Genomic DNA, 25,776 nt, shown 5'->3' on the forward strand with positions numbered 1-25,776 from the left:
GTTTCTTTCTTCTAAAAAATATCGGCTGGATCGGCATCTTGCAATTTTTTAACAGCAGTGGCTCCTGAAACGAAGGCCATGACTAAGGTTAAGATAAAGACAAAAACCGCTCGATCAAGCGACATATTGACAGGTAATAAGGTGGCATTTTTAGTAAACTCATATTGAATATTAGCGATCAAAAAACCTGGAATATATCCGAGAACAGCAATTAAAAAAGCCTGTTGTAAAACCATTGATAAGAGATAGCTATGACGATAGCCCATCGCTTTTAGGGTGGCGTATTCTGAAAGATGTTCCGAAACATTTGTATAGAGAATTTGATAAACTACCACCACACCAACAATAATTCCTAGAGCAACTCCCAGGTTAAAAATAAACCCGATCGCCGTGCTAGTTTGCCAATATTTTTTTTCAAAGTTAACAAATTCGCTTTTCGACAAAACTCGAACATCTTTTGGCAAGTATTTTCTGAGTTTTTCTAGGGTTTTTTGAATATCTTGATCTGGTTTTAGTTTAATCAAACCCACATCAATAAAGCCTTTTTTGCGATTATCAAAAATTCGTAAAAAATTTATATGGCTAGTCACTAAATTTCCATCGGAGCCAAAGGAAGTCCCAAACTGAAATAAACCCACCACATTAACCTTGCGATTTCCGTTGGGATTTCCCAACTCTGTGCTTACGCTTCCATCCCTGCGAAAATCTTGGGCAATTGTCCCGAATTCACTACGAGAACCCTGATCAAATAATACCGTATTAGGCATTTTTAATTTCTCGATATTTTCGGTAATTCCAGGCAAATTGAGTACGGGGTGTCTCAGATTAATACCAAGGACAAAAATATTACGCCAATAATTACGAGTATTAGGATTTTTCCATTGAGCAAAATCGAGATAAATCGGGCTAACGTAATCGACTTCATCAAAAGCAAGTGATTGTAAAAGTCGTCGTTCTGGGAAACTTTTCATCGCAATTAAGGCAGTCGAGCGAGGACTGATTAAAAAAATATCTCCTTGTAAACTTTGATGGAAACGAACGGCACTATCGAAGAGAGCATCGCGAATCCCCAACTGCATAAAAATAATCACCACGGAAAAAATTACGCCTGAAAGAGCCACCAGTAGACGAACTTTTTGATGCTTTAGCTGTAGCCAAGCCGTGGCTAACTTAGTGCCTCGTTTCTGGAATAATTTTCGCTTATTCACTTGGTTTCTCCTTGATTTTGGGCATTGCTATCCTCAATTACCACCGTCACTTCCAAATTGCTTAAGCCAGATACTTGGGCGCTCGATTCGGGGGTAAGGCGAATTTTCACTTCCACTACCCTGGCATCGGCATCGGCTACCGGATCAGTACCAAGAACATTTTGCCGGCCCACTTGTAAACCAATTTCGCTAACAACTCCCGTTAATTCTCCGGCTAAACCATCACTCCGAATCGTAGCGGTTTGTCCGACGCGCACCCGTTGAATGTCTGTTTCGTAAACTTCTGCGCGAACATACATTTCCCCAGTTTCACCTAAATCAACAATCCCCTCATTGCCGACAACTTCTCCGGGCCAGGTACGAATTTTCAGAATTTGACCGCTTTTTGGTGCTTTTACATAGGCTAGGTTTAATTCGGCTCGGGCCCGTTTTACCAAGGCTTGATCAGATATTAATTGGGCTTCGGCAACTTGGACATCGACAGGACGAACTTCGGCGACCGCTTCTAAAGCCGCTTGATTGGCTTTGATCTCTTGAGCAAGGGTGGTTCGGGTGCGATCAAGATTGGCTTTGGCCTCCTGAATACGTTGCTTCATGGTGCGCTCAATTCGATTCAGATTCGCTTCCGCTTCTTGTAAACTTTTAGCTATGGTTTCGGCTTGTAGACAAAAGCGGTCCCGTTCTTGCTCCGGTACAGCCCCATCTAGGTACAGGGTTTGATAACGGCGGCAATCCGTTTGTGCGTTGATTAATTCGGCCCGAATTCGTTCGATAGTTGCCTTTCGGGCCGAGGTTTCCCCTTGTAACTCCGCTTCTAAACTGGCAATGGTCGCCTGTTGGGTAGCAATCTGTCCCCTTAATTCCGCTCGTGTTTTTTGGAAACGAGCATCTTGTGCGGCCACATCTCCCTGTTTTGCCCCCGCTTTAACTTGCGCTAAACGGGCCTCGGATATTTTCCTCTGGGCTTCGGCTTGGGTTAAAGCGGCTTGAAGGCGCTCATGGTTGTCTAAAATTGCGATAATTTGACCATTTTTCAGATGATCTCCTTGTTTTACTAGGAGTTGGGCTACCCTCGTTCCCTCCATGAAAGCAGGGGCCGAGATTTTAATCACTTCTCCCTTGGGTTCGAGATAGCCTCTGGCGGAGATAGCAGTGGGACTAATCTTCGATGGGGAATAAATCGCCGCCGGAGCGGGGCTATTCCCTCGAAAACGTAAGAGAAAATAGGTAGCACTTGAACCAGTTAATATAGCAACTGTAATGACAGTAACACTTGTTATCCAGCCTCTAGGTTTCACAAAAAATGCAGATTTAACCATTGTTTAGTTGATTCTAACCAAAAAATAAGGGCAAAACAGGAAACTACCGAGACTGTACAAAGGCCGACGGGGAAGGAGTTAGGGATTTTTTCGGATCATTCGACCGATGAAAGCAAGGGCAGAAACGAAGAATATAGCCCCACCGGTAGCTGGTTCGGGGGTGGACTGTAAGCTCGATTGAGCAACGGCGGCGATTGCTCTTTGTCCGGCGGTCGAGGGATGGAGTTGATCCCAAAAAAAGTAACTATCGGGATCACTACAAACACTCACAACCGGATTAGTGACTAGACAGGGTTCTGTTACGTTACTAAACCCAAAACGAGCGGGATTGGCTTGTAATTGGTTGAAACTATCCCAGAAATCTAGAGTCATAATTTTTACCTGGGATCCAAAGGTTGTTTGCAAATGGTTGATTCGAGTAAATAGCAGCTCTCGATGCTCTGTGGTGAAGTGATTGAGAGCCGCTTCTCGTCCGGTCCCTTGCACAAGAGGCACTTTTCCTAAATCGAAAAGATTACTGACCATGATTTGGCTGGCCCCCATGCCAACAAGAGCGCGAATAGAAATTTCTAGATTGTTCACCGCCTCTACTGGCTCAGTGATGCCGCCAAACACATAGTCATTAGCTCCGGCAGCGATGATATATAATCCCCGAGGATCGGCGACCGTTACGCTATTAAGATATTGATTGACTTGCGTGAGGACTCCTGGCCAACTTGGATTAATCGTGTTCAGCGTCCCCGTATTCGCTCCGCCAAAAGCAAAATTGGTGGCGGCATTAACCGTTAATCCCAGAGATTGGGCTAGATATTCCACCCAAACCGGGCCATTGGTAAAACGTCCCTCGGCATACAGGGGAACCGGTGGAAATGCTCCACCAGTAGCCTGATACACTCGACCTATATCTACGTTGCTGTCACCAAAAACATAGATTTCATCAATGTTAAAGCTACTCGCTTGAACCGAAGATTGTATTACTCCTGCACAGAGTAAGGAAAGAGAACCAATCCCAAAAGCTTGAAAGGTTATTGTTCGGAGAGGATGTGTCCTCAACCAATATTCAGGAAAAATAAGCGAGACAGATAACCTTTTACTTGTGGACATATCTTGAGGTTTTCGGAAATAAATAAAAACACATTTTCTGAGAAATGCTATTAAAATTGAGCAAAACAATTCCCTAAGAAGTTATTTCCTCTGGCAATTGACAAAAAGTTACCACGATCTGACAAGAAGGAATTCCATTGGCTAAAAATAGATAAAGACAAGCTCGTTCGGATGGTTTTTTTGACCAGCAATAAACCGGGATACCTTGTTGATTAGATGCGGGTTGCTCTGAAGCGTAAATATCGAGAAATAGGGGAGTTTTTCTTTTTTGGTCTGAATTGAGAGGACAAAGAGCAGCAGCGAGGATAAAAATAGAGCCAATTTCACTTAAGCGTCTTTGCTCTAACGAAACTAGATTGCCAGACTGTAGAGATGCTAATTCTTTTTCGGTCAGATTTAGCCCTAACGATTTGACACCTTGATGAATTTCTTCATAGGTAAACATGACTTTTTCCGAGTAATTCTTAAGAGCAAGAATGGAGAGTTGTCAGGAAAGAAATAGGTGGCTATTAATCATATTACTTGATCATCCTAGCCGCACCTATTCCTAGAAAACACCCTTGATAAACACGGCTAAATCCAAGGGTTTAAAGAAGATTGATATTGATAATGTTTAAATTCCTCAGTTGTGCAAGCAATTTGATGATTATGAGGAATTTTTTTCATCTTTAATCGATGATAAAATTCTCCGAACGAGGCGACCCCTGACAAAAGCAAGAGTCGCAGGAAGTGATAGAGATGTTTAGGAGCTATTACTCCCCCCAAACCAAACCCCTTCCACTGAAAAACGAGATACCAAATCGCTCCATAGAAATGAGTGTATTTGATGCTCGTAAAGATGTTACTACGAAAAGGCTCATATTGAGCATTTTCTAGGAAGCTATCAAAATGGACTGGCGGTTGATAGTCACCTAGTAGCTGATCCCCTCGATAACAATCCAGTAAGCCTAGGTTAGCTTTTCGTTCAACTAATTGATTTAATTGTTCGTAAATCTCGACAAAAAGTGAATTGACTGTCTGACGATGAATCTTGACAAATCCCTCAATAAAGGAAACATTGAGATGCCATTTTCCCACATACAGGGGTACCAAAATTCCGAACCACCAGATGTACTCGAAATAGATTCGCCAACTCATGATACTGGCATGACCGAGTTGAGTTTTGTGATCGCGCATAAGTTGATTCACTCCTTCCGCTTGTGCGAGATTAAATTGGTTGTAAGCTACGCGTTTAACCTCGGCATCTGCTTCTCCTGCTAACTTCGATCGAATGACTTCAGTAACACTTTCGATGGCAAAAGTGGTCAGGGATGTACCCATAGAATAAAAAGCATCGAAAATATAAGCCGCATCCCCAATCACATACCAATTATCTGCCGAAAGAACTTCCTTACTGGTGTGAGCGATTCTCGGCCAGTAGTGAAAATCGATCTTCTCTCCACTGCTCAATAAATCATAAAGAAGTTTGTGATTAGCTTTGAGAAATGCGTAAAACTTCTGTTCTTGATTTAGATAATCGGCGGGAATAATTTCATGATGATGGATAACTCCGATCGAAATTTCTTGAGTGTCTGTGTCCGTGGGAATCATCCATAGCCAATGACCTTGCCCGAACCAGTGATTGGTGGCATAGTAGTGACTACAGGATGTGGCTTCTGGATCATAGCCAGAGTGAAAAAGAGTTCGATCAATATTTTTAACCCGTACCCATGCCGAACCCGTATTTACACCACAAAGATGCTCCGGATCGAAAATAACATTATCCGTTTTTTTGCCGATAATAAATTGACGACCAGCGGCATCTACTAAATGTTTAGCAGTTAATTCAATCACTTCATCGTGCAATTTCACCTTGACTTGATGGGGATCATTTCCGGGATGAATAGTAACATCAACGACACGACCATTATAAAAATCAACTCCCATTTCCTTATTCATTCGTAACAGATCCCGCTCAAATTTAGCTCGATTCATTTGGCTAGAGGCAAGGGGGGGCTGTCGATTCGTCCAAATATGGTAGTAATCCTCGATGGTATCGGTTTTGTGAGAATCTTTTGGCCAGTGAAAATTTAAGCCAAATTTGGGAGGATGATTTTCAATCATGTATTCGTAAAGACCCAACTCTTTACAAATAAATAAATTAGCAATTTCTACCGTTGACTCGCCAATTTTTAGATCCTTATCGCTACGATTTTCTGGACGAGGATCGATTAAAGCGATCTTGATATTGGGAACCTTAAGCATCAGGTGACGGGCTTGGCAAACGCCCGCAAAACCAGCACCCATAATCACAACATCATAGACGAATTGCCGAACAGAATTAGTGGTTTTCATCATGACAATTACCGAGAACAGGAGTAAATAGAGACAGTGGAACAGAAAATTTAGCTGATCGTGCTAACAATGTGGGCTGGTAACAAAGAATTGGCTTCAGATTGGAGCAGAGGTACCGCTCCCCTGGAACCCTTTTTCATCTCCTTTTTCACACGAGCAATATAAGGCTCATAATCCACTTGCATTGTGTGACGGGCTGAATAACCGTAACGTTGACAAACTTGTTCTTTTTCTTGGAAGATTTCCCGTTTCATTGTCCTAGAATCGGGCAACTTGTACTCTCCTAATAAGTATTGACTAATCCACTGACTTTGTAATTCAGCGATCGGCATAACCGGACCGATCGGTTGTAATAGGCCAATAAAAAATAAATCGCGATAGTCAGGGTGAAAAACATGATGGAATAGTTGTACCTCATTATTTTTAACCTCGATCACTTCTGAACGGAAAAAAGGAAAGCTCACGTTATAGCCAGTGCAATAGATAATTTCATCCACTTTTTCTCGGCTTCCGTCCACAAAGATCACTCCATCTCCATCTAACTTTTGAATGTTGGGTTTCGGTTTAACTCGTCCGTGAGATAGGGCGGAAAAAATATCGGAACTGATGGTAGGATGAGCGTGCATATAAGGATGATCGGGATCGGGGAGACCATACTGGCTTAATTTTCCCACCTGCAATTTCACCGCAAAAGCTTGAATTTTTAATTTCCAGGAGAACGGTAAAAAACGAGGAATTGGCGCTAGATCAAGCGGGGTTCCTAAAACGTGTTTAGGAATAATATGAAAGCCGCGTCTTACGGATAAGTAAGTATTTCGAGCAATCCGAGATACTTCAACGGCAATATCCATCGCAGAATTGCCAAAACCGACTACAACAATATTTTTATCCTGATAAATTTCCCCACTCTTATAGTAATGACTATGGGTTTGTTTGCCCTCAAATTCTCCAGGAAAAGACGGGTTAGGCCAACGAGGATTCCAGTGGTGTCCATTGGCAACAATTAGGGCCCGATAATTATGGCAAGATTGATCGTCGAGAGTAATTTGCCAACCACCCAATTCTAGGGGTTCAGCTTGAACGACTTTTGTTTGAAAATGAATATGGGGCTTAAGGCCAAAATGCTCGGCATAATCATCAAAGTATTGAGCGATTTGACTGTGATGCGGGAAATTAGGATACTCCTCCGATAAAGGATAATCGGAGTATTGCATCAGTTGTTTGGATGTGTTAATATGCAGGGAGCGATAGGCACTGGATAAACCATTGGCATTGTTATAGACCCAAAGACCGCCCACACGGTTACTCATTTCATAACAATCAAAGGCAATTCTTCGCTCTTTTAAGACCTTACAAGCTGCGATGCCTGAAGCACCAGCACCGATAATACATACTCGATCGAGCAGGGGATTCATCGTTCTATGTTCTCCAGAGTTTCAAAATTTCACTCGAAAAAGTCAGGGAGGAAATCAGGGGTACCCCTGATTTCCAGAGGAAATTTAATGCTGTTCAACTACTCGATAATGATGTTCCAGAACCGCCGGAAAAGCACCCCGTAGGATGGGCAATAAACGCTCTGTCCAATTCATAAAAACATTCGGTTGGGGACGCTCGATCGCTCGGGCAATTACTGCCGCCACCGTATCGGCTGAAGCCATCGGCACTGGAGAACGACCATCAATTAAATGCCCGGAACGCTTTTGGGCAACTTGCCAAAATTCTGTCTGAGTTTCCCCAGGACTCACCAAAACGACTTTAAATTGATGGCCCATCTCGCGGCGAGCAACGGTGAGTAGGGATGAAACCGCGCTTTTCGAGGCACTATAAACCCCGTAACCCGTGGGCAAAGCATAGGCAACGACAGAAGAAACACCGACAAAAACACCTTCGTGAAGATGGGGAGCGCTAGCTTGTAAGGTGTAGAGTAAGCCGAAGAGATTCACATCGAATAATTCTCGGGCTTCCTCCTCGCTGGTTGCCAAAATCGGCTTTGTAATGCCGAATCCGGCGTTGGCTACGGCGGCATCTAAACCCCCTAACCCAGCGAAATGATTGATCGCCTCGAATTGTTGGCGACGGTCGCGCACATCGAGAGGATAAAGGTAGGCCTTACCCCCCGCTGCCTGTACTTGTTGGGCAACCTGTTCTAGCTTATCTTGACGACGGGCTGCTAATCCTAAAATATGACCCTCTTGCGCTAATTTAATCGCTAAAGCTTGGCCAATGCCACTAGAAGCACCAGTGATGAAAATACGTCGCATAATTCCTCCTAAGATTGGATAATTGAACAAGAGCAGGGATATTTTTGATGAGAGAGAGAGAAAAGAAATCAGCTTTTTCTCGGGGGGTAAACATTGTCTGAACGGGGTAACTTACCCTAGAAAATATCTACACTTGCAAGGGAACTTTTTCCGCTTCCATTTCGGGAGATTTAGTATCTACTCCCTCGACTGTCCAAGGTTGAAGGGTATCCCCATACTGATACTCTTGAAAAGCCTGTCTCATTTCGGCGATCAATCGGCTTTCGCTGCCATGATTCCCAGTTAAACTATAGATGATATCTCCCAGACCAATGTAAATAGAGGTGGTCAATAATTTTGCCATTGTCCCCAGAGAACGGGGGTGGCAAACTTGGGACAGACCGCCACTTTTCCATTGCAGTTTTAGATACCAAATGGTCAGATAGAAGAAGGTTTTCTTCATGCTGGTAAATACGCTGGTTTGTTTTGGTTCATATTGGGCATTTTCGAGGGCGTGGGTATAACGCTTAGGGGTGTGATAGTTCCAAATCAGTTGATCACTACGGTAACAATCCATTAAGCCGATATTTTTCTTTTCGTCCACCAGTTGATCGAACTGATCGTGAATTTCATAAACTAGACTTCTGAGGGTTGTTTGGAAAGTTTGGACGAACTGGGGGATAAACTCTAAGTCTAAGTGCCATTTGCCCACAAAAATGGGGATCAAAATGCCAAACCAAATCATGTTTTCAAAGTAAATTCGCCAACTCATAATACTGGCATCTCCCAAGTGACGACTATGGTTATGCATAAAGAGATTAATCGAGTTGATCAGAGTCAGATTGAATTGATTGTAGGCTTGGCATTTTTCCGCCGCGTTGACTTCTCCGGCTAACTTGGCGCGAATAATCTCTGTAATACTATCGATCGCTGATACGATCATCGTCGATCCGAGAGAATAAAAAGCATCAAAAATACAAGCAGAATCGCCAATCACATACCAATTATCGGGAGAGTATAGGGTTTTACTGGTGTGAGCGAGCCTCGGCCAGTAGTGGAAATCAATATTCTCGGCACTGGTGACCAATTGATAGAGAATATTATGGTTTGCCTTGAGAAATTCATAGAATTTTTCCTTACTATTGAGGCTTTCACTGGAAATATAATCATGGTGGTGAATCACACCGATCGATAATTCCATTGTCTCTATATCAGTGGGAATCATCCATAACCAATGACCTTTACCAAACCAGTGATTGGTGGCGTAGTAATGACTACAGCTTGCTCCTGTGGGGTCGTAACCAGAATGAAAAATTGTTCGATCGACATTTTGAACCCGAACCCAAGCTGAACCAGTATTTACCCCATACAAATCCTTAGAATCGAAACTAATATTATTAGTTTTCTTGCCGATTAAAAATCTTCTTCCGGCCGCATCTACAAGATGCTTACCCTGTAACTCGATCGACTCGTTTGGTAATTTAACCTTAACGGTATGTAGTTGATCATTCGGGGTCAAATCGATATCCACTACCCGGCCATTATAAAAATCTGCGCCCATTTCCCGATTCATTTTCAGCAGATCGCGTTCAAATTTCGGGCGATTTAGTTGCGTCGAAGCTAAATCCGGTTGCCGATTTGCCCAGATATGAAAGTAATCATCGATGGTTTTTGTCTGATCATTGCGCTTGGGCCAGTGAAAATTCAGACCGTATTTCGGGGGATGATTTTCAATTAAATATTCGTACAATCCTAAATCTTTGCCAAAAAATAGTGTCGCTACTTCAACTGTAGATTCTCCTAATTTGAGATCCTTTTCTGTCCGATTTTCGGGACGAGGATCAATCATAGCGATCCGAATATTAGGAATTTTGAGCATTAGATGTCGAGCTTGACAAAGGCCAGCTAACCCGGCCCCCATAATAATTACATCGTAAGGGCGATTAGACATATTTTTCACGGTAACAACTCCTAGTATTTAAAAAACTTTGGTGGCTTGAATATAGCCGCTCAAGAGATAGGAAAAAACTGATTTAGGGAATACTTCAACTTCGCTAGATTTTTTTCTGGAAAGATTCGGCCAAGAAATTGAGCGATCGGCTCAGAAAGCGTCTTGAATAGTCGAAGGTAAAAAACTGGGTTGAAATTGGCCTTGTTGATCGGCAAGAAGCCAAATTACATCCTGTTCTCCCACGGCAAGTTTCTGGAAATTACCCGCCGCATCCTGACGGAAATACTCGAAACCTAAGGTCATTCCCCGTTCAAATACAGCCCTCAGTTGCATAGAAACGTGAATTTCTTCAAAAGGGAGAGCTTCTCGTAAATAGTCAATCTGACTACGAAGACAACGAAATTCTCCTCGTTGGCCAGAACGTCCATAGAATTCGGGGACTAGGGAGTAACCGAAACGATCACGTAAACGACCTTGCCAATCACTATAGATGGCGAAGTTAATATTTCCGATCGCATCCGTTTCTTCTAACGAGGTGAGAAAGGATTCTTGCCGGAGTAATTTTCCTTTCTCGCGGGGATAATGGCCGCGGTAGAGTTCCTTGCCCATGGAGAAAAGAGAAGGAACTGGCGAAGTTTGAATCGGTTCATAAAGACCCGCCATAAAATCCGCTAAAAACTGGGGCAGGGGGTGAATTTTTGAGCCTTGACTAGGAGAAATTTCTGTCCAAGTCATGGTTAAAGTACTATGGGCAATTTTTGCTCGTATCTCTTGCTCTGTCACCCGAAACCAGTCGTAACCAAAATTAACAGTTGATCCAGAAACTTCCTGCACCCAAAAATGAACTTCTACTTGATCCTGTAGTCCTAAATCTCCAAAAATCTCTACTTGGCTACGATTGGTTACCATTCCCCACCGTCCCGTTTTGAGATATTCCCCCAAGGTATGACGGATCGGTTGAATTGCCCGGTCTCGTACTTGTCCCATCCAGTGAAAGAAGTAGGAAAAATAAACATTTTGGCTAATGGTTGCCGTTTCCTTGTAACCCACAGGCCAGCGCCAGATTAGTTTTTGCAAGGGAGTGGAAACGGTGGTTTGGGGAGGGGAGGAAATGGGAGTTGAATTGACCACCACCGCTACCATTCTTTGAGGATTGCGGGTAAGTTTCACCGGAAAGGTAAGCACAGATAAAGACTGACCAGCAACGAGGCCTCGAAATAAAACATTTTCTCCGAGAGATCGTTCTAAAACTAAGTCGATGTCCATGGCTTGGGTAGCTTTCCGGAGAGCTTCTAGGGCGGCCCAGATGCGAGTTGCTGCCTGGTCGATCGATTCTACTCCTCGAGCGAGTAATTGTTGAAGTAGAAGTTCTCGTTTAAAACTCAGTAAAGCGATCCAATCTTGGGGACTTCGTTGAGTAATGGGGGCGATATCGCACCCTTGCCGACCATAACCGGAGACACACAGACAGAATTGCTCATCATGGGATAGGGAAACCCCGACATTTTCCACTCCCGCTCCTTGCAGTATCGGTTGACCTGATGTTAACCACTGAATTTCAGGAGTTTGAGGGAGTGGTAAACCATCAATCCCCGGGGGAAGAGTTGTTCCAGAAGTGATCGAATATAGCGGTGCTTTCATCGTTTTCCCTGGTTCCCAAGAATCAACGGCGGAAGTAATCGTATCTTGTCTGAATTTGCCCATCTTGAAACATTCTCCGAAACTAGGTGGAGAGAATGAGACGTTTTTCGCACCATTCTCCCGGAATGATTAGGAAGGATTGAGGAAATTTCCGACTGTTTTGGCGAATAAGGGAACTTCCTGTTGTCGGCGCTCACTGCTGGGTAAATTTTGTAAACCGGGTTGATAGGTGAGCGCTAGGGTTGGGGCATCGATCCCGAAGGCTTCGGCCGACTGTTTCAATTGTTCTTGTAATCGCCGTTCGTCCCGTTGACCAGGATTGGCGATTTCCTCCGCCGTGGGATTGTCGCCTCGATGTTCTAGAATCCTTAACTGATAACCTTCTAACGTTTCCAAAACCTGCCCCTGCTCGTTGACTGCCGTGACAGTGGTACGATACTCTTTGCCCTCGCGTCCTTCATTGATAGCTAGTCCAAAACAGGATTGGTTCCGGGGAATTTGGTATAGATCAATACGATCAATGCGGATGGGTAAACAGATATCTTGAGGGATAATCGGTTGTACTGATTGCAGAAGAGAGTCGCGATAGTAGGGATCACCGAGGAGGAACGGGCCATCGGCTCGATCGAAGGTTTCTTTTTCCGCTCGTTCGCCGCCTACTTGGGTGGAGAATAGGAATTCTTTCGAGTTGAGACGATAGACATTTTTCAGTCGTTGAAAACGGCTTCCTTGAAAGAGTAACCAACCGTAAAGATCCTGTTTGGGGTCAAGATCTAGGGGTCGATCGGGTACAGTTACCGTGGAGAGGGGAACTTCGGCGCTTTGATCGTCGAGAATCAAGGTGGCGGCAAAATGGGCGATGGTAAACCCTGTCCGTTCCGTACGGATTTCGGCGCGCACTTGTAGCGGCTCAAGAGGAGATTTCTTTTCGAGAACTCGCGCCCAAATTTCGATCTCTACTCCCTGTTCGGGATCGACAACGATCGGTCGCTCTAAGCGGATATCTTGCAGACGAAGCCGAGAAAATGCTGTTTTTTGGCTGACATAGAAGGCGGCCTGAGCCATCGCTTCTAAACCGAAGACAGTGGGGAAAAGATAGGAACCGTTATAGATATGATCCCGAACATAGGAGTCTTGAGTGAGGGTAAGACGGGTACGGAAACCCACTTCTACTCCCAATTCGATGGTGTGAATATTCTCGATAAATGAGAAAGAGGCGGGGGGTTCGTAACGATGGGTACGCCATGTATCAAAGCCCCGTCGCATGGTTTCCACGCCGCCCAATTTGGACGTGACCACTACTTGAGAATCGCCGGGATCTTTAAACATCAGTTCTAAGAATCGATTGACTCCATCTTCTGTGGGCATGGCCTCAATGCCCATCCGGTTGAGATTCCGAACCGTTCCCATGCGTGCCCCCATGCCCACTTCTGACCAGACGCTAAAGGCGATCGCCAAAACCGACGTTTCTGGGTGTCTTTCGCCAAAGTTGCGAAGTAGAAGGTCGAGGGATTCATTGGAAAAGCCATACCAAGTATTCCCGGGTAATCCCAAAACCGCACTAATGGAGGAGAATCCGACAAAAAGTCGCGGCGGCATTTCTTCTAAGGCTTCCATTAGGTTCAAAACGCCCAGGACTTTGGGGGCTACTTCCGATTTGGCCTCGCCGAGAGTGGAATTTTCCACCCGACGGGGTTTGTTTAACGCCGAACCATGAATCACACCGGTGATCGGGCCTAGCTCTTGGCGAACACGAGTAACTAGCTCTCGGACAGCGATCGCATCGGTGACATCACAGGAATAGTAACGACAGATCAGCCGTTCTTCCGCAAACGCCCGTAGGGTTTGGGCGATCTCGCGCGCACTAGCATCAAGGGGATCATCTTGGGGATGGGGAGAACGCCCCACAAGGGCGGTTTTGACTCCAGTGAGTCGAGCGAAAGCGATGGCACATTCGGCGGTAATTCCCTTCGCACCACCGGTAATCAATACCACGTCCTCCGTTGACCAAGATAGGGAACGGGAAGCGTATTGGGTGCGATCCTGTACTTTCGGGCGAGGAAGGCGACGGATCGATTGTTCATCGTAGCCCACGGCTAAATAGGCTTCTTTGCGTCCGATTTCACCAATGATGGTTTCGGTCAACGCGGGCGAGGGGTTTTGGTTGGGTAAATCGATCACCCGTACCTTCAGATCTGCCCGCTCTAAATGCAGACTAGCGGCAAAGCCCATCGTACCGCATTGTTCCAGATTGCTCATTCCGGGTAAACGACCGAAGTGACCTCCCCCGAATTGAAGATAGGCGACGGTGACATATTCCCGTTCTAATTGCTTGGCACTGAGGGGAGTGGCGATCGCTCTAAGGCGAGACATAGCTCGTAGTAATCGCGCCGAGGAATCGCCATCCCCTCGCGCTTTTTGCGGCAAAATTCCCAAGAAGTGCGTATATTTCGGGTTTTGAATCCCTCCTTGCCAGGCCATTTCTTCGTAGGTGATCTTCTCGACCATCGCACCCTTGTCTTGCCAGTGCTTCTCCAGCATCTGCACCCAATCCGTTTCTTCCGATTCCGCGACGATGAGAATGCGCGCTTCTGGCCAATTGTCGTAAGCAAATAAATTGGCGGTTTCCCAGTTTTCTCTTTCCTCTGCCGGCAGCTCGATCGCTTCTTCGGGGGAATATTCTACTACGAAGTTACGAACCCAAGGAGAAGAGCTAGAAGCTAGAGAGGGAGCGGTTGGGACGGGTGAAGGATTGTCCGTCCCGAGCGATTGACTATGTTTGGCTAAAATCTCAGCGATTTCGCTCAAGGGGGCATTCGCAAACTGAGCGGGGTCGAGCTGGCCGGCAACGCCCAACTGTTTCGCCGCTTCCGCTACTAATTCTGCGGTTTTAATGGAGTCTAAGTTCAGGTCATCCAGTAAGCGCGATTGTAGGGACAAACTATCGATCGGAAACCCCGTTTTTCCGGCAACTAATTCTAGCAAGAGGCGAGAAATCGTTTGCACATCCTTTCTAGATTCTGTAGTTACCACTGGATTCGGGGTAGAAGGCTCCATTGAGGTAGGCATCACTTCTCGCACGGCTTCGAGAATTTCTTGAAGAGATGCGTTCGCTAGAGTGGTCGGATCCACTTTTCCCGCTACGCTGCACTCCTTGGCAAAATCCGCGATTAATTCCCCTCCCTTAATAGAATCCAAATTTAAATCATCTAGCAGTCTTGCTCCTAGGTGAATAGTATTTTCGGGAAATCCCGTTTTCCGCGCTACTAAAACAATTAATTGGGTTTCTAAATTGGCAGGAGGTTGGCTGGCCACGGTGGGTACAGATTTCGCGGGAGCAGCATCGACCATAACCGGTGGTTTTATTGTAGGATTCTCTAGGGTCGGAGCCGAGAAAGAATGGGTCGGACTTTTCCCATTGTTCGGGATATCTGAAGGCTTAAAGTTACTGCCTAGAGACTGTAAATCGGCGCGGATTACTTGAGCGAGAAAGGAACCCCTTTGCTGAAAATAAGCTGAGAGAATTGTCAAAATTCTCTCATTCATTTGTTCGTTGGGAGAAAGTTTTTCGTGAGTCATGGTATCATCCAGCGAATAGGTTTACAGGAAAGAGAGGTTTTCTAAATCAGCCCGAATTAATTCGGCTAAAAATGAGCTTCGTTGCGAAAAATAATGACTGAGAAGGTCGCTCATTTCCTCTGTGGATAAAGCAGGTAAGTTCTCTAGAGAAGCTGATTTAGATGTGGTTTGAAGTGGAAAAGGGATGATTTGATCGAGTTCCTCACGCTCGAAATCGAAGGAACGCTCACAAGGATTATCAATGAACAGGCGTTCTGACGCTGGAATAAATGGACGAATCAACCGATTTTCGTAGAAAAAATTCCAATTAATACCAGTTCCTTGCACAAATATCGCCGCAATTGCTGTATTCAGATCTCGTGTATTACCCACTTGAGATTCTAGGGGCAAACAGAGGGGAACTTCAGCGATTTCCGCGGTCAATCCCGAAAGAACTTTTCCTGGACCCACCTCCAATAAGAAGTCACATTGACGAGCAATCTGTTGGTATAGAGAAATAAAATCAACTTGTGCAGTAATTTGGTCAGCGAAGTGTTCTGATAGAGAAATTACTTGGGAAACTTGCTGTCCTGTTTTACTAGATCCTAACCACAACTTCGGCGTTGGATATTCCGCAAAAGAGCAAGTTTGGCGAAGTTTTTCCGCCGCCGCAGCCACCATTTGCGAGTGAAAAGCGTTAGCGACGGGTAATTTTTTTCCTTGAATCCCTCGCACCAAAGCCCTTTCAAGAACCGCCAAAACATTATCGACCTCACCCGAAATCACTGTTTGCCTGGGGCTATTTAAATTGGCGATTGTCACATATCCCGCGACTCCTCGTAGTAACTCTTCCGCTTGAGAACGGGAACAAGCTAAACTGGCCATTGTCCCTGTAGTGGAACTACTCTCCGTCATCACCTGTCCCCGGAGGGCGGCGAAACAAAGTAAAGTTTTTTCGTCATAGCAATCCGCCGCTTGGAAGGCCGTTAATTCTCCTAAACTATGACCGCCCACAGCCACCGGTTTAATTCCTAATCGCTGTAAGTATTTCTGCCATAGTAAGGACACAAAACAAACCGTTTGTGGGGCGATTTGGGTCAAGGCTTGGAACCAATTTTCCACCTCTTCGCGATTGATGGCTCGATCGAGAGGACGGTAGATCACCGGACCGATCGGCACAAATCCCGCTTCTTGCAACCATTGATCGGCTTGGGAGAGAAAATCCTGCGCCCAGGGGTAACGTTCCACCAACATCCGCGCCATATTTAAACGTTGCGAACCTTGGCCGGGGAAGAGAAAGCCGATTTTGGTTCGTTGCACCTTTTCGGCTAACCAAAGATCCTTTTGGGGAGAGACGCGCATTTCTCCGCTTCTAAGGGGGGACTCTGTGAGCAGTAGGGAGAGGCGATCGAGTCCCGTGGATAATTCCCCGGGAGTTGCTGCGATCAGGGCGGCCCTCGTAGAGCAGTGTTCAGGTAATTCTTGCGCCAATTTAGCCGCTAAATCGGGCATTTCTGCCAAACTCATGCCTTCTACTCGCGGTTTCAGCTTTTCGACGATTTTGAACAGGTCTGTCGTTGAATTCGCCCCAAAAACAAATAACTCTGTATCTTGGTTGGACACGAATAAAGCCCGTTCGGCTATGCCAGATTTGAGACGAGTTGTCGCCGGATCGCCGGAAGAAAGGGTCACATGGGAGTTAATGCCCCCAAAACCCATCGCCGACACTCCCGCCCGTAAAATCTCCGTTTCTGGGTAGACTTCCCCTAGTTGCACTGGATATAAACATTGGGCGCTCTCCTCGAAAACGGGATTCGGTTCTTGACAGTTAACGGTAGGGGGAACGATCCGCTGATTAACCGCCATGACCGCTTTAATGAAACCCCCGATCCCGGCCGCCGCTTTCGTATGACCAACTAGGGATTTAAAAGAAGTCATGCCACAGGAACGAGGGGGGGCAGGTTTCGAGGCGTTCATGGCTAGGGCTACCCCTTCAATTTCAGCCCGATCGCCTACGGGGGTTCCGGTTCCATGTCCTTCAATAAAATGAAGAGACTGGGGACTATAACCGGCTTTTTCGTAAGCTCTTAATAGGGCTTTGGACTGTCCCACCTTAGAGGGTGCGGTAATGCCTCCTTTGCCGTCGGAGGACAACGCCCAGCCGTCCAACAGGGCATAAATGTAGTCGCCATTGGCCTGTGCGTCGGCTAATCGTTTGAGAACGACAAAACCAGCTCCCTCCCCAGGGATAAAGCCACTGGCACGGCGATCATAAACCCTCATATCCTGAGCCGTCAGTGCGCCGGTTTTGGCGAAACCAATTAATTCAAAGGTATCGAGACTGATATCAATGCCACCGGCTAAGGCCATGTCTAAATCGCCATTACTTAAAGCGTTGGCGGCAGTGACAACGGCGATTAGGGAGGAGGAACAAGCACCATCGACCGTATAACCACCACCGTCAAAATTAAAAAAGTTACAGATTCGTCCGGCTATGGTGTTGGACAGTCCCCCAGCTAGGGTATCTTCGGTAATGGGTGGGAAAACGGATTTATAGAATTTCTCCATTGTTTCGAGAAGTTCTTCCACAATTGTTCCAGACAGTCCTTTGACTTCGGCAGCAGCCCGCAAGGCTCTTCGTACGTAGGGCCAACGTAACCGCATCACATTCGAGCGAGTATGTTCTCCAGTTAAGGAATTGCCGAGAATGACCCCGGTTTTTTGGGTGGGAACGGTATCTCGACGATACCCAGCATCTTCGAGCGCTTTGTCGGCTATTTCTAAGGCTAACCAATGCACGATGTCGGTTCCATCGACCGTTTTTTTGGGAACTCGACGATTAATCCAGTCGAATTGAAAGCCATCAATGAAGGCCCCGCGTGTTCCGTAGGTTTTATCGGGAGTGGCGGGATCGGGATCATAATATTCCGAGAGTGGTAAACGTTGATCGGGAAACTGGCGAAATGGCATTTTTTTCCTTGTTTTGAGGACAATATTTGAGTAGAATTTGCCATCTCAAGTGTTAAGCCAAACTCGGACAAATGGGTCGAGTTCGTAACTATTCTGATTGATTGGTATCAATTGAAATGCATACACAGCGAGTTTGTCACAAAATTGGCCAATTGTTAATGGCGTTTGAGATGCTCTCACCCTGGTATATGAGCCAATTTACAGGGTAATCGCACGTTCTTTTGTATAAAATCACACATTCCGCACCCTCAACTGTCACATAAGCTGTACCCCTCCAGAGACTTGAGTAAAAATACTTAGCTGGTGAAGGTTTTCTCGGCACCAGCTAGGGGGGTCTTGAAACCCCTAATTATGAAAAAAATTGAAAGCCATCAATGAAGGCCCCGCGTGTTCCGTAGGTTTTATCGGGAGTGGCGGGATCGGGATCATAATATTCCGAGAGTGGTAAACGTTGATCGGGAAACTGGCGAAATGGCGATTTTATCGCTTTGAGTTTTCGGCATTTTTTTCCTTGTTTTGAGGACAATAATTGTGTTTGATAACTATCTGGTTATCCTAGGAGCGGGGGAACCCAGCCAGGTCTTTTTTCGGTATTTCCCGAAAGCTTATGATTTATTGTCATTTAGCAGTTACAACTGTCTCATTGGCACTCAAGATAACCTTGATAAAATCACGGTATATAAGCCAAGGTATTCAGTTATTCAAAGGATTTTCCAGAGAAATGTTAAAGGGAAAACTTTAGCATCTACTCTGTAGTTGTAACTTGTTCACAAGCAGAAGTGTTGAATCCTGCAATAAAACTTCACAAAACCAGTATTTTACAGTGCTAAATTAGATTCGCTATTGAGAATGGAGTCAATAATCAGTCCTTTTTGGTATTATCAGAGCGAATACATAACTTGGTCATGATCTTCAAAATCTTAACATTCAACACTTCTGGTTCACAAGTATATGGGTAAGTTTCAGCAGTGACAATCGAAGTTTAGGATGTTAAGCAAGAAGATAAGCTGCTCTTCTCGACTTTGTGTGATCATCAGTGCTGATCATTCGTAGGAGTCTTGGCGACGGCAAGGCTTTGAAGAGTCAATTCGGGAGCATCTCATTTATGCAAGTGAGTCATTATACTTGTCCCTAAAACTGGTTTCTAGCAAGGCTTTCAAAATAGCTTGACATAAAACCTGATTTGGGGGTTACAAAGGTGAGATGCTCCCTTTGAAGATTGGAAGAGTATATTTCTGGAAAATTATCCCTATTCTTCTTCCTTCCACACAGAAACGAGGAGAGCCGATAAGCAGTAGATGCGTTTGGGAGTTTACCTCTTTCTAATGGTTATCTCTCATCAAGAACCTTACTGCTAAGTAGTCGGACATAAATTCTGTTGTCTATCTTAAGAAATGTAAATTGCCGCAATTCTTACTGACGACCGACGACCGGCTACTGACTCCTTACCCCACAGTTAACTTTACTTTTGTCCAACTACTTATTTAGGGTTTGCTGAATAAATCGTAACTGCCGAGGTAGAGAAAAAAGGCGTTAGAATGTCAACCATGACTTACGAAGAACAAGCCAACAGAATTAAAGCATTAGAGAAGGAAAATCAAGCTCTGCGGGAAAAGATAGCCGAGCTGGAGAGGAGACTGGGATTAAATACTCAGAATAGTTCTCAGCCCCCTCAACAGACGGACTTAAGAAGGAACAAGGAACAAACAAGTTTTTACTCAAGTTCTCAAGGGGGAAGTTCTGGTTTTTTCCTAATTTGTCAAGACCTCGGTAGTTACGTTACTTTTTACTTTTATAAAAGGGTTTTTTGACTACGGTAGCGGGGTGGTTGCTGCCGCGGATTTCCACTTTGATCGCCTGTCCGATCGAGGCGAAAGGTGTGGGAAGATAGGCTAAAGCGATCGCTGTGTTTAAAGTTGGTGATAAAGTGCCACTGGTGACTTTACCCACCACTTCCCCAGCGAATACTACTGGATAATCGTGACGCGCGATATGTTTGCCGGACATCTGCAATCCCACCAAGCGCCGATTGACACCATTAAGTTTTTGGTCTTCGAGGACATTGCGACCGATAAAATCGCCTTTTTCTGGCAGATGAACCAACCAATTTAAGCCAGCCTCTAGGGGACTCGTGCTATCGTCGATATCCTGTCCATAAAGGGCTAAAGCTGCCTCTAAACGCAGGGTATCCCGGGCCCCCAAACCGCAGGGAGTCACCCCTAAATTTAAGAATTCTGTCCAAAGTTGCTGTCCGATTTCAGGAGGGGCCATAATTTCAAACCCATCTTCTCCTGTGTAACCGGTCCTAGCGATAAAAACTTTTTCCCCGAAAAGCTGGCTTTCCCAGTGATTAAATAGGCCAAAATCGCTTAATTTTTCCCCGATCAAGGGCTGTAAAATTGTCGCTGCCTTTGGTCCTTGCAGGGCAATTAAGACCCTTTCTCGCGATAAATCCTTTAATTTGACCCCCGAACCCTCTAAATTGCCTAAAATCCATTCTCGATCTTTATCGGTGGTTGAGGCATTAACAATTAATACGCCTTGGCTTTCGCTTTGGTAGTAAAAGATAATATCATCGATTATGCCACCGTCTGGGTTAAGTAAAACGCTATATTGTGCTTTTCCTGCTCTTAAACGGGCTAAATTAGAGGGAACTAGGGTTTGGAGAGATTGAACCAGATTATCGCCAGTTAAGATAAATTTGCCCATGTGGGAAATGTCAAACATCCCCACACCATTGCGGACAGCATTATGTTCGATTTTTAAGCCGCTAAACTGTATCGGCATCTCCCAACCCGCAAAAGGGGTAAATTTGCTGGTTTGTTGGGCAATTAGGTCGTATAAAGGGGTACGAATAGCGGGGGAAGTTGCTTCTTGGTTAGCCACGGTGATCTCGATCGAATGGTTTTCTGCCTAGAGTAGCATAGCAGTTATCAGTTATCAGTGATCAGTTATCAGTTATCAGTAACCAGTAAACAGTAAATAAGTAGGTAGGCGTTAAAAATTATCAGACACCACCCTTATCAAGGGGGACTAAGGGTAGGGTTGATTCATGAATCAACCCTACTATGAATCAAGCCTAGGACTAAGGGGGGATCGAACCTAAAATCCATTTTTAATTTAATTATAACCAGCTACTTAGTAAACAGTAAACAGTGATCAATCATACTAAATCCGTTGAGTACAGGCTAGTTATGCGGAGAAGCAGTCATGCAAGAGGCACTCATGCAAAGGGGAATAAATAATCAGTTTTTAATAACTGGATTTAGTATCACTATCCACTGATAACTGATAACAAAGGCCGAAACTAAAACCTAATTTGTTAAGCTAAAAGCTTTGATCTACTTAGTTTATAACCTTCTTTTTAGGTAGGAGAATTGCCAGATTCTTTCTTTTGCCCCTTGCTTTCAGAAGCTGATTACTGATTACTGTTCACTGATAACTGAAAAAGTTCCCCACTTCATAATTCATAATTGATAATTCATAATTCCCACTCCCTTAACCTTTCTCGCACTCTGTCAATGGGAATTGCGAAACCGCAGCCCAATCTAACGGCATTTTCTAGGGGTTTAGGAGTGGAGGGATTATCACAAAATAAACTCGCTTGAGAAATCACTCCCACCACTTGATTTTTATCGTTTAAAACTGGACTTCCCGACTGTCCAGAAACGACAAACATGGACAAACTTAAGGATTTTTCGTTATTATCATTAACCGTGCCTTTGCTGACAGTCCAATCTTTTTGATTAAAAGGATTACCGATCGAGATTACCGGTTGATTAGGGGCAATTGGTAGGGGCGCTAAAGCTAAAGGTTTTAAATCTGGGGGAGGATTTTTTACCTCTAATACTGCTAAATCGAGCCAGTCGTTAGGGGGGGTAATGTGGAGAATTTTAGCTTTTGAACGCTTGCGTATTTTTCCCTGGGGTGGTTGACTATAATACTCGACAAAAATGCGGGCCCCTGCATCGACTTCTTGACGGGAATTCGTCACCACATGACGGTTAGTCACGATCCAAGCTCTATCTTGATCTCGTTTTAATAACCAACCAGTGCCGATCCCATTGTTATTTTTGCCGCGCACGACAATTTTAACAATTGAGCGTTTTAAATTCACCAGAGGATCACTCTTAACACTGGGAATTATCTCTGGCATTTTTAATAATTCGGGATTGTCGTGAATTAATCGCCCCCGTTGGATTTCCTGTAAAATAAATCTAGCTTCTGATAAATTGGGATCGATTTCTACGGCTTGCCGACACCAATTTAAACCCTCATCGATCTGACCGCTATTGATATAGGTATAACAAAGATTTTCGTAAATATTAGCATTTTTGGGGCTAATTTGGCGTGCCTGTTGAAAAACTGCCATCGCTTCCCCTAGTTTTCCCTGTTCCGCTAAAGCTTTGCCTAGATAATTATAAATATCCCCATCTTTAGGGGCGTAAATTAAAGCCTGTCGATATATTTGCTCTGCTTGCTGCCATTTTCCCTGTTTTCCTAGGGCTTCTCCTAATTTTTTGTAGATTTCACCCTGACTAGGTATCAATTCTAGAGCTTGCTCATAGGCATAACTGGCCTCTTGCCAGAGTTGCTGTTCACTGTAGGCCTTTCCCAGATAAAAATAGGCTTTTCCCTGACTAGGATCGAGAAAAACCGCTGCTTGCAGAGCTTTCGCCGCCTCATCCCAACGTTGTAAGCTATAGAGGGCTTTTCCTAGCTGAAATTGCCCTTTAAAAGTTGGTTTAATCATAATTGCTTTTTGGTAAGCATCGATCGCCTCCGACCATTTTTCCTCTTGCGCGAAGATATCTCCCAAAGCTACTAAATGATTACTTAGGGAGGGTTCCATCGGTGGTTTATCGTTAACTATAAAGCCACGATTATATGCTTGTAAGGCTTCAGAATAGCGTTTTTGACTTTGTAAGACCTGAGCGATTTTTATATGGGCTTGGACTGAATTTTCGTGAAAAGATAAAACTGTTCGGTAGGCAGACAGAGCCGATTCCTTCTCCCCCGCGGCCAAAAGTTGATCTCCTTGCCAGAGATAAGCCAAGGCAATAAGATAAAAAATAGCAAAGGGAGTGCCAGCGATAAAGGCAATAATTACAAATATTTGCCAGGATTTGCCAGAATAGCGGCGACCGATTTTAATATCTTTTCTTTTCATTTCTTGGTTAGGATAGACAACAGGCCAGAGGTGGTTCGATAATCGACCTAGACCAATTTAGATGCGCGGGCCGCTTATACATATTTTTCCCCTTTCCTGTTGCCCTTTCCGCAGTTCTAGCCCTCCTTCTTTCTGGGGTGTGGATGTAATTTTGTCCAACTACTTACCGATTACTGCTGCAAGCGCTGGGTAGGATTAACATAGCGTCACCGAAGGAATAGAAACGGAAACGCTCTTGGATAGCTGCTTGATACAATGCCAATAGTCTTTCCCGTCCGACTAAGGCACTGACTAACATCATCAAACTGGACTTGGGTAGGTGAAAATTAGTGATCATGCCGTCGATAACTCGCCATTGATAACCCGGATAGACAAATAAATTCGTTTTTCCCTGAAAAGCGGTTAATTTCTCGCTCTTAGTTTCTTTAATTGCCCCTTCCAAGGCGCGAGCTACCGTGGTCCCCACGGCGATAACCCGGCCACCTCTAGCCTTTGTTTGGGCGATTTTTTCGGCAGTTTCGGCGGAAATCTGCAAAAATTCTTGGTGCATTAGGTGTTCTGTAATATTTTCCACTTCCACGGGGCGAAAGGTTCCCACTCCCACATGAAGGGTGATATAGGTGGTATCTATACCCTTCTGGGCGAGCTTATGGAATAATTCGGGAGTAAAATGTAATCCGGCCGTGGGAGCGGCCACAGAACCCTGTTTATCAGCGTAAACTGTTTGATAACGGTCTTCTTCCGCCTCCGATTCGGTGACGTAGGGGGGGAAAGGAATATGACCGTACTCCTCCAACATATCCCAAAAACTGCGTCCGGGATGACGTTGAAATTGCAGCAGACGACCAGCAGTGTTCAGATCTCGGTCGATTACTTTCGCTAACCATAATTTTTCTTTGTCTTCCGTCGGCCCTGTTTTCGGATAAAAAAGGACTTCTGAACCGACTTTAAAGCGTTTTCCCGGTTTCACCAGAGATAACCAAAGATGGTCATCTTGTTCTTCTAATAGTAATATTTCTACGGGGGCGCCCGTGGTTTTACGTCCAAATAAACGGGCCGGAATCACGCGAGTATCGTTGAAAACCAGCAAATCCCCCGACTCTAACCAAGTGGGTAAATCCCGAAAAATAGCCACATTATGACTATTGGGAGAATCTACCACCAAAAGACGGGAACTGTCTCGGGTTTCTGCGGGATTTTGGGCAATTAACTCCGGAGGAAGGTGATAATCGTAGCTGGAGAGTAATTGATCGGGGGTCATCGTCATTGTCATCATAAAAATCTTCGCAAAAGTTGGGTAATTCTACCCAGGCGAACTTCACTGAATCGGGGATTTCTCCCCTTGGTATCGAGAACGGTTTATCGTCAGACTTAGAGATATAACACTAATCGTGACTATTAGCCAATAGCCCGGCGGCCACTATGGACTATCTCTATTTTCTTGCTAATGCTAGTTTAACGCTACGAGTCACCGAATACCTGCGATCGATGACTCATCTGCCTTCCTCCGTGATGACGGTTATCCATCAGATTAACGGTTGGGTGGTCAAGGTAAAGTTTAATCAAATGCTCACTCCTTGCCAACACGGTGATTTTCGCGCCTACATGAATGAGTTAGGGATTACCTATCAACCGGAAATGCGTCTCCAGATGGTTTTTTGGAGTTTGGAAACGGGACAATCTCCTATTGATGTCATGCGTCGTTATCAAGTGGCGATCGTGTCCCATGGTACCCCGGATCAGCAAGATATAGAGGCTTTTCGTCAACAATTTACTAAGGGTTTAGGATACTGTCCGGAAACTCTGGCCTAGGGTTTATTTTCTCTCGGGATGCTCTTCGAGGGAATAAAGCTGCTGCGTCACTTTCCCGCAGAAAAAATAGTTTTCTGGTAAAGAAATATTTAAAATCGATTAATTTGGCATCATTTATGATCTAGGGGTTAGCCCCCTGTTCAAAGGGTAGCTGAATATTTAATCCGAAGGAATTTTCCCGTCCAGCATCTTCATTCCCTGCTTGCATGATGCCACCCCCAGCGCCAGTTAACACCATAAAACCGTATTGACTGATACAGCGTGCGAAGTCCACTGCCAGACGGTATTCACTGCTGTGGGGTTTGATGCGTGCCGAGCCAAAAATGGTAAGTTTACGAATGTGACGGTAGGGGTAAAATAGTTACTAATTCTGTACGCAAATATTGCATCTAGAATTAGCTTTGTACGCTTTGACCCGTACTGGGTTAACTACGAACCTCTCTATCGGATTCCCGCTAAAGGCGGCCTC

Annotated in this window: 17 protein-coding genes and 1 pseudogene; 2 read left to right on the forward strand and 16 right to left on the reverse strand. The window is 44.9% G+C overall.

All coding sequences use genetic code 11. The annotated features are described in order from the left end of the window. Window positions 1–11 precede the first annotated feature (11 nt). The 12 genes from devC to LW728_RS08260 all read right to left on the reverse strand — a co-directional run bounded on the left by devC (window position 12) and on the right by LW728_RS08260 (window position 18,851). The gene (devC, locus tag LW728_RS08205; protein WP_287694431.1) at window positions 12–1,208 is read right to left on the reverse strand and encodes an ABC transporter permease DevC; all 1,197 of its coding nucleotides are present in this window, start codon (window positions 1,206–1,208) and stop codon (window positions 12–14) included. Beyond that, a complete protein-coding gene (locus LW728_RS08210; RefSeq protein WP_287694433.1) occupies window positions 1,205–2,527 on the reverse strand; it encodes an ABC exporter membrane fusion protein in 1,323 nt (440 codons plus the stop codon). Before LW728_RS08210 ends, devC begins: the two co-directional genes overlap by 4 nt. A gap of 78 nt (window positions 2,528–2,605) precedes the next feature. Beyond that, entirely contained in the window at window positions 2,606–3,631 is a 1,026-nt protein-coding gene (locus LW728_RS08215; protein ID WP_272105020.1) for an SGNH/GDSL hydrolase family protein, read from the reverse strand. 73 nt (window positions 3,632–3,704) lie between these two features. Beyond that, window positions 3,705–4,076, reverse strand: coding sequence for a hypothetical protein (locus LW728_RS08220; protein WP_002753524.1), 372 nt, complete (start codon window positions 4,074–4,076; stop codon window positions 3,705–3,707). A gap of 128 nt (window positions 4,077–4,204) precedes the next feature. Further along, window positions 4,205–5,968: an NAD(P)/FAD-dependent oxidoreductase gene (locus tag LW728_RS08225; protein WP_080694103.1), complete on the reverse strand. Its 1,764-nt coding sequence runs from the start codon at window positions 5,966–5,968 to the stop codon at window positions 4,205–4,207. 47 nt (window positions 5,969–6,015) lie between these two features. Beyond that, window positions 6,016–7,380 (reverse strand): flavin-containing monooxygenase, encoded by a 1,365-nt coding sequence (locus tag LW728_RS08230; RefSeq protein ID WP_287694440.1) that lies wholly within the window; start codon window positions 7,378–7,380, stop codon window positions 6,016–6,018. 84 nt (window positions 7,381–7,464) lie between these two features. Next, window positions 7,465–8,226: an SDR family NAD(P)-dependent oxidoreductase gene (locus LW728_RS08235; RefSeq protein ID WP_016517237.1), complete on the reverse strand. Its 762-nt coding sequence runs from the start codon at window positions 8,224–8,226 to the stop codon at window positions 7,465–7,467. 127 nt (window positions 8,227–8,353) lie between these two features. Beyond that, window positions 8,354–10,165, reverse strand: a complete 1,812-nt coding sequence (locus tag LW728_RS08240; RefSeq protein WP_287694443.1) for an NAD(P)/FAD-dependent oxidoreductase — start codon at window positions 10,163–10,165, stop codon at window positions 8,354–8,356. Window positions 10,166–10,306: 141 nt separating this feature from the next. Continuing rightward, window positions 10,307–11,860 (reverse strand): thioesterase family protein, encoded by a 1,554-nt coding sequence (locus tag LW728_RS08245; protein ID WP_103112243.1) that lies wholly within the window; start codon window positions 11,858–11,860, stop codon window positions 10,307–10,309. 66 nt (window positions 11,861–11,926) lie between these two features. Continuing rightward, on the reverse strand, window positions 11,927–15,376 hold the full coding sequence (locus LW728_RS08250; protein WP_287694445.1) for an SDR family NAD(P)-dependent oxidoreductase: 3,450 nt from the start codon (window positions 15,374–15,376) through the stop codon (window positions 11,927–11,929). A gap of 21 nt (window positions 15,377–15,397) precedes the next feature. Further along, entirely contained in the window at window positions 15,398–18,325 is a 2,928-nt protein-coding gene (locus LW728_RS08255; protein ID WP_287766192.1) for a type I polyketide synthase, read from the reverse strand. Window positions 18,326–18,674: 349 nt separating this feature from the next. Then, window positions 18,675–18,851 carry a hypothetical protein gene (locus LW728_RS08260; protein ID WP_287766195.1) on the reverse strand — a complete coding sequence of 59 codons (177 nt, stop codon included), beginning with the start codon at window positions 18,849–18,851 and terminating at the stop codon, window positions 18,675–18,677. Window positions 18,852–19,872: 1,021 nt separating this feature from the next. On the opposite strand from LW728_RS08260, the gene LW728_RS23160 reads away from it, so the two are divergent. After that, window positions 19,873–20,136 carry a DUF6444 domain-containing protein gene (locus LW728_RS23160; protein ID WP_016517242.1) on the forward strand — a complete coding sequence of 88 codons (264 nt, stop codon included), beginning with the start codon at window positions 19,873–19,875 and terminating at the stop codon, window positions 20,134–20,136. Here LW728_RS23160 and gcvT read toward each other — a convergent pair. The 3 genes from gcvT to queA all read right to left on the reverse strand — a co-directional run bounded on the left by gcvT (window position 20,105) and on the right by queA (window position 24,756). Continuing rightward, window positions 20,105–21,211 carry a glycine cleavage system aminomethyltransferase GcvT gene (gcvT, locus tag LW728_RS08265; RefSeq protein ID WP_287766198.1) on the reverse strand — a complete coding sequence of 369 codons (1,107 nt, stop codon included), beginning with the start codon at window positions 21,209–21,211 and terminating at the stop codon, window positions 20,105–20,107. The genes LW728_RS23160 and gcvT overlap by 32 nt on opposite strands. Window positions 21,212–21,806: 595 nt before the next feature. After that, window positions 21,807–23,495: a serine protease gene (locus tag LW728_RS08270; RefSeq protein WP_287766201.1), complete on the reverse strand. Its 1,689-nt coding sequence runs from the start codon at window positions 23,493–23,495 to the stop codon at window positions 21,807–21,809. A 163-nt stretch (window positions 23,496–23,658) separates the two neighbouring features. Further along, the gene (queA, locus tag LW728_RS08275) at window positions 23,659–24,756 is read right to left on the reverse strand and encodes a tRNA preQ1(34) S-adenosylmethionine ribosyltransferase-isomerase QueA (RefSeq protein WP_287766203.1); all 1,098 of its coding nucleotides are present in this window, start codon (window positions 24,754–24,756) and stop codon (window positions 23,659–23,661) included. A gap of 161 nt (window positions 24,757–24,917) precedes the next feature. Here queA and LW728_RS08280 point away from each other — a divergent pair, with 161 nt between their 5' ends. Beyond that, entirely contained in the window at window positions 24,918–25,307 is a 390-nt protein-coding gene (locus LW728_RS08280) for a hypothetical protein (protein WP_002796539.1), read from the forward strand. A gap of 28 nt (window positions 25,308–25,335) precedes the next feature. On the opposite strand, the pseudogene LW728_RS08285 reads toward LW728_RS08280, so the two are convergent. Next, window positions 25,336–25,668: pseudogene (locus tag LW728_RS08285) on the reverse strand (LOG family protein); the annotation flags it as partial. Between the last annotated feature and the right edge of the window lie 108 nt (window positions 25,669–25,776).

Source organism: Microcystis sp. 49638_E5 (genome assembly GCF_021300285.1).
GTDB lineage: Bacteria > Cyanobacteriota > Cyanobacteriia > Cyanobacteriales > Microcystaceae > Microcystis > Microcystis aeruginosa_C.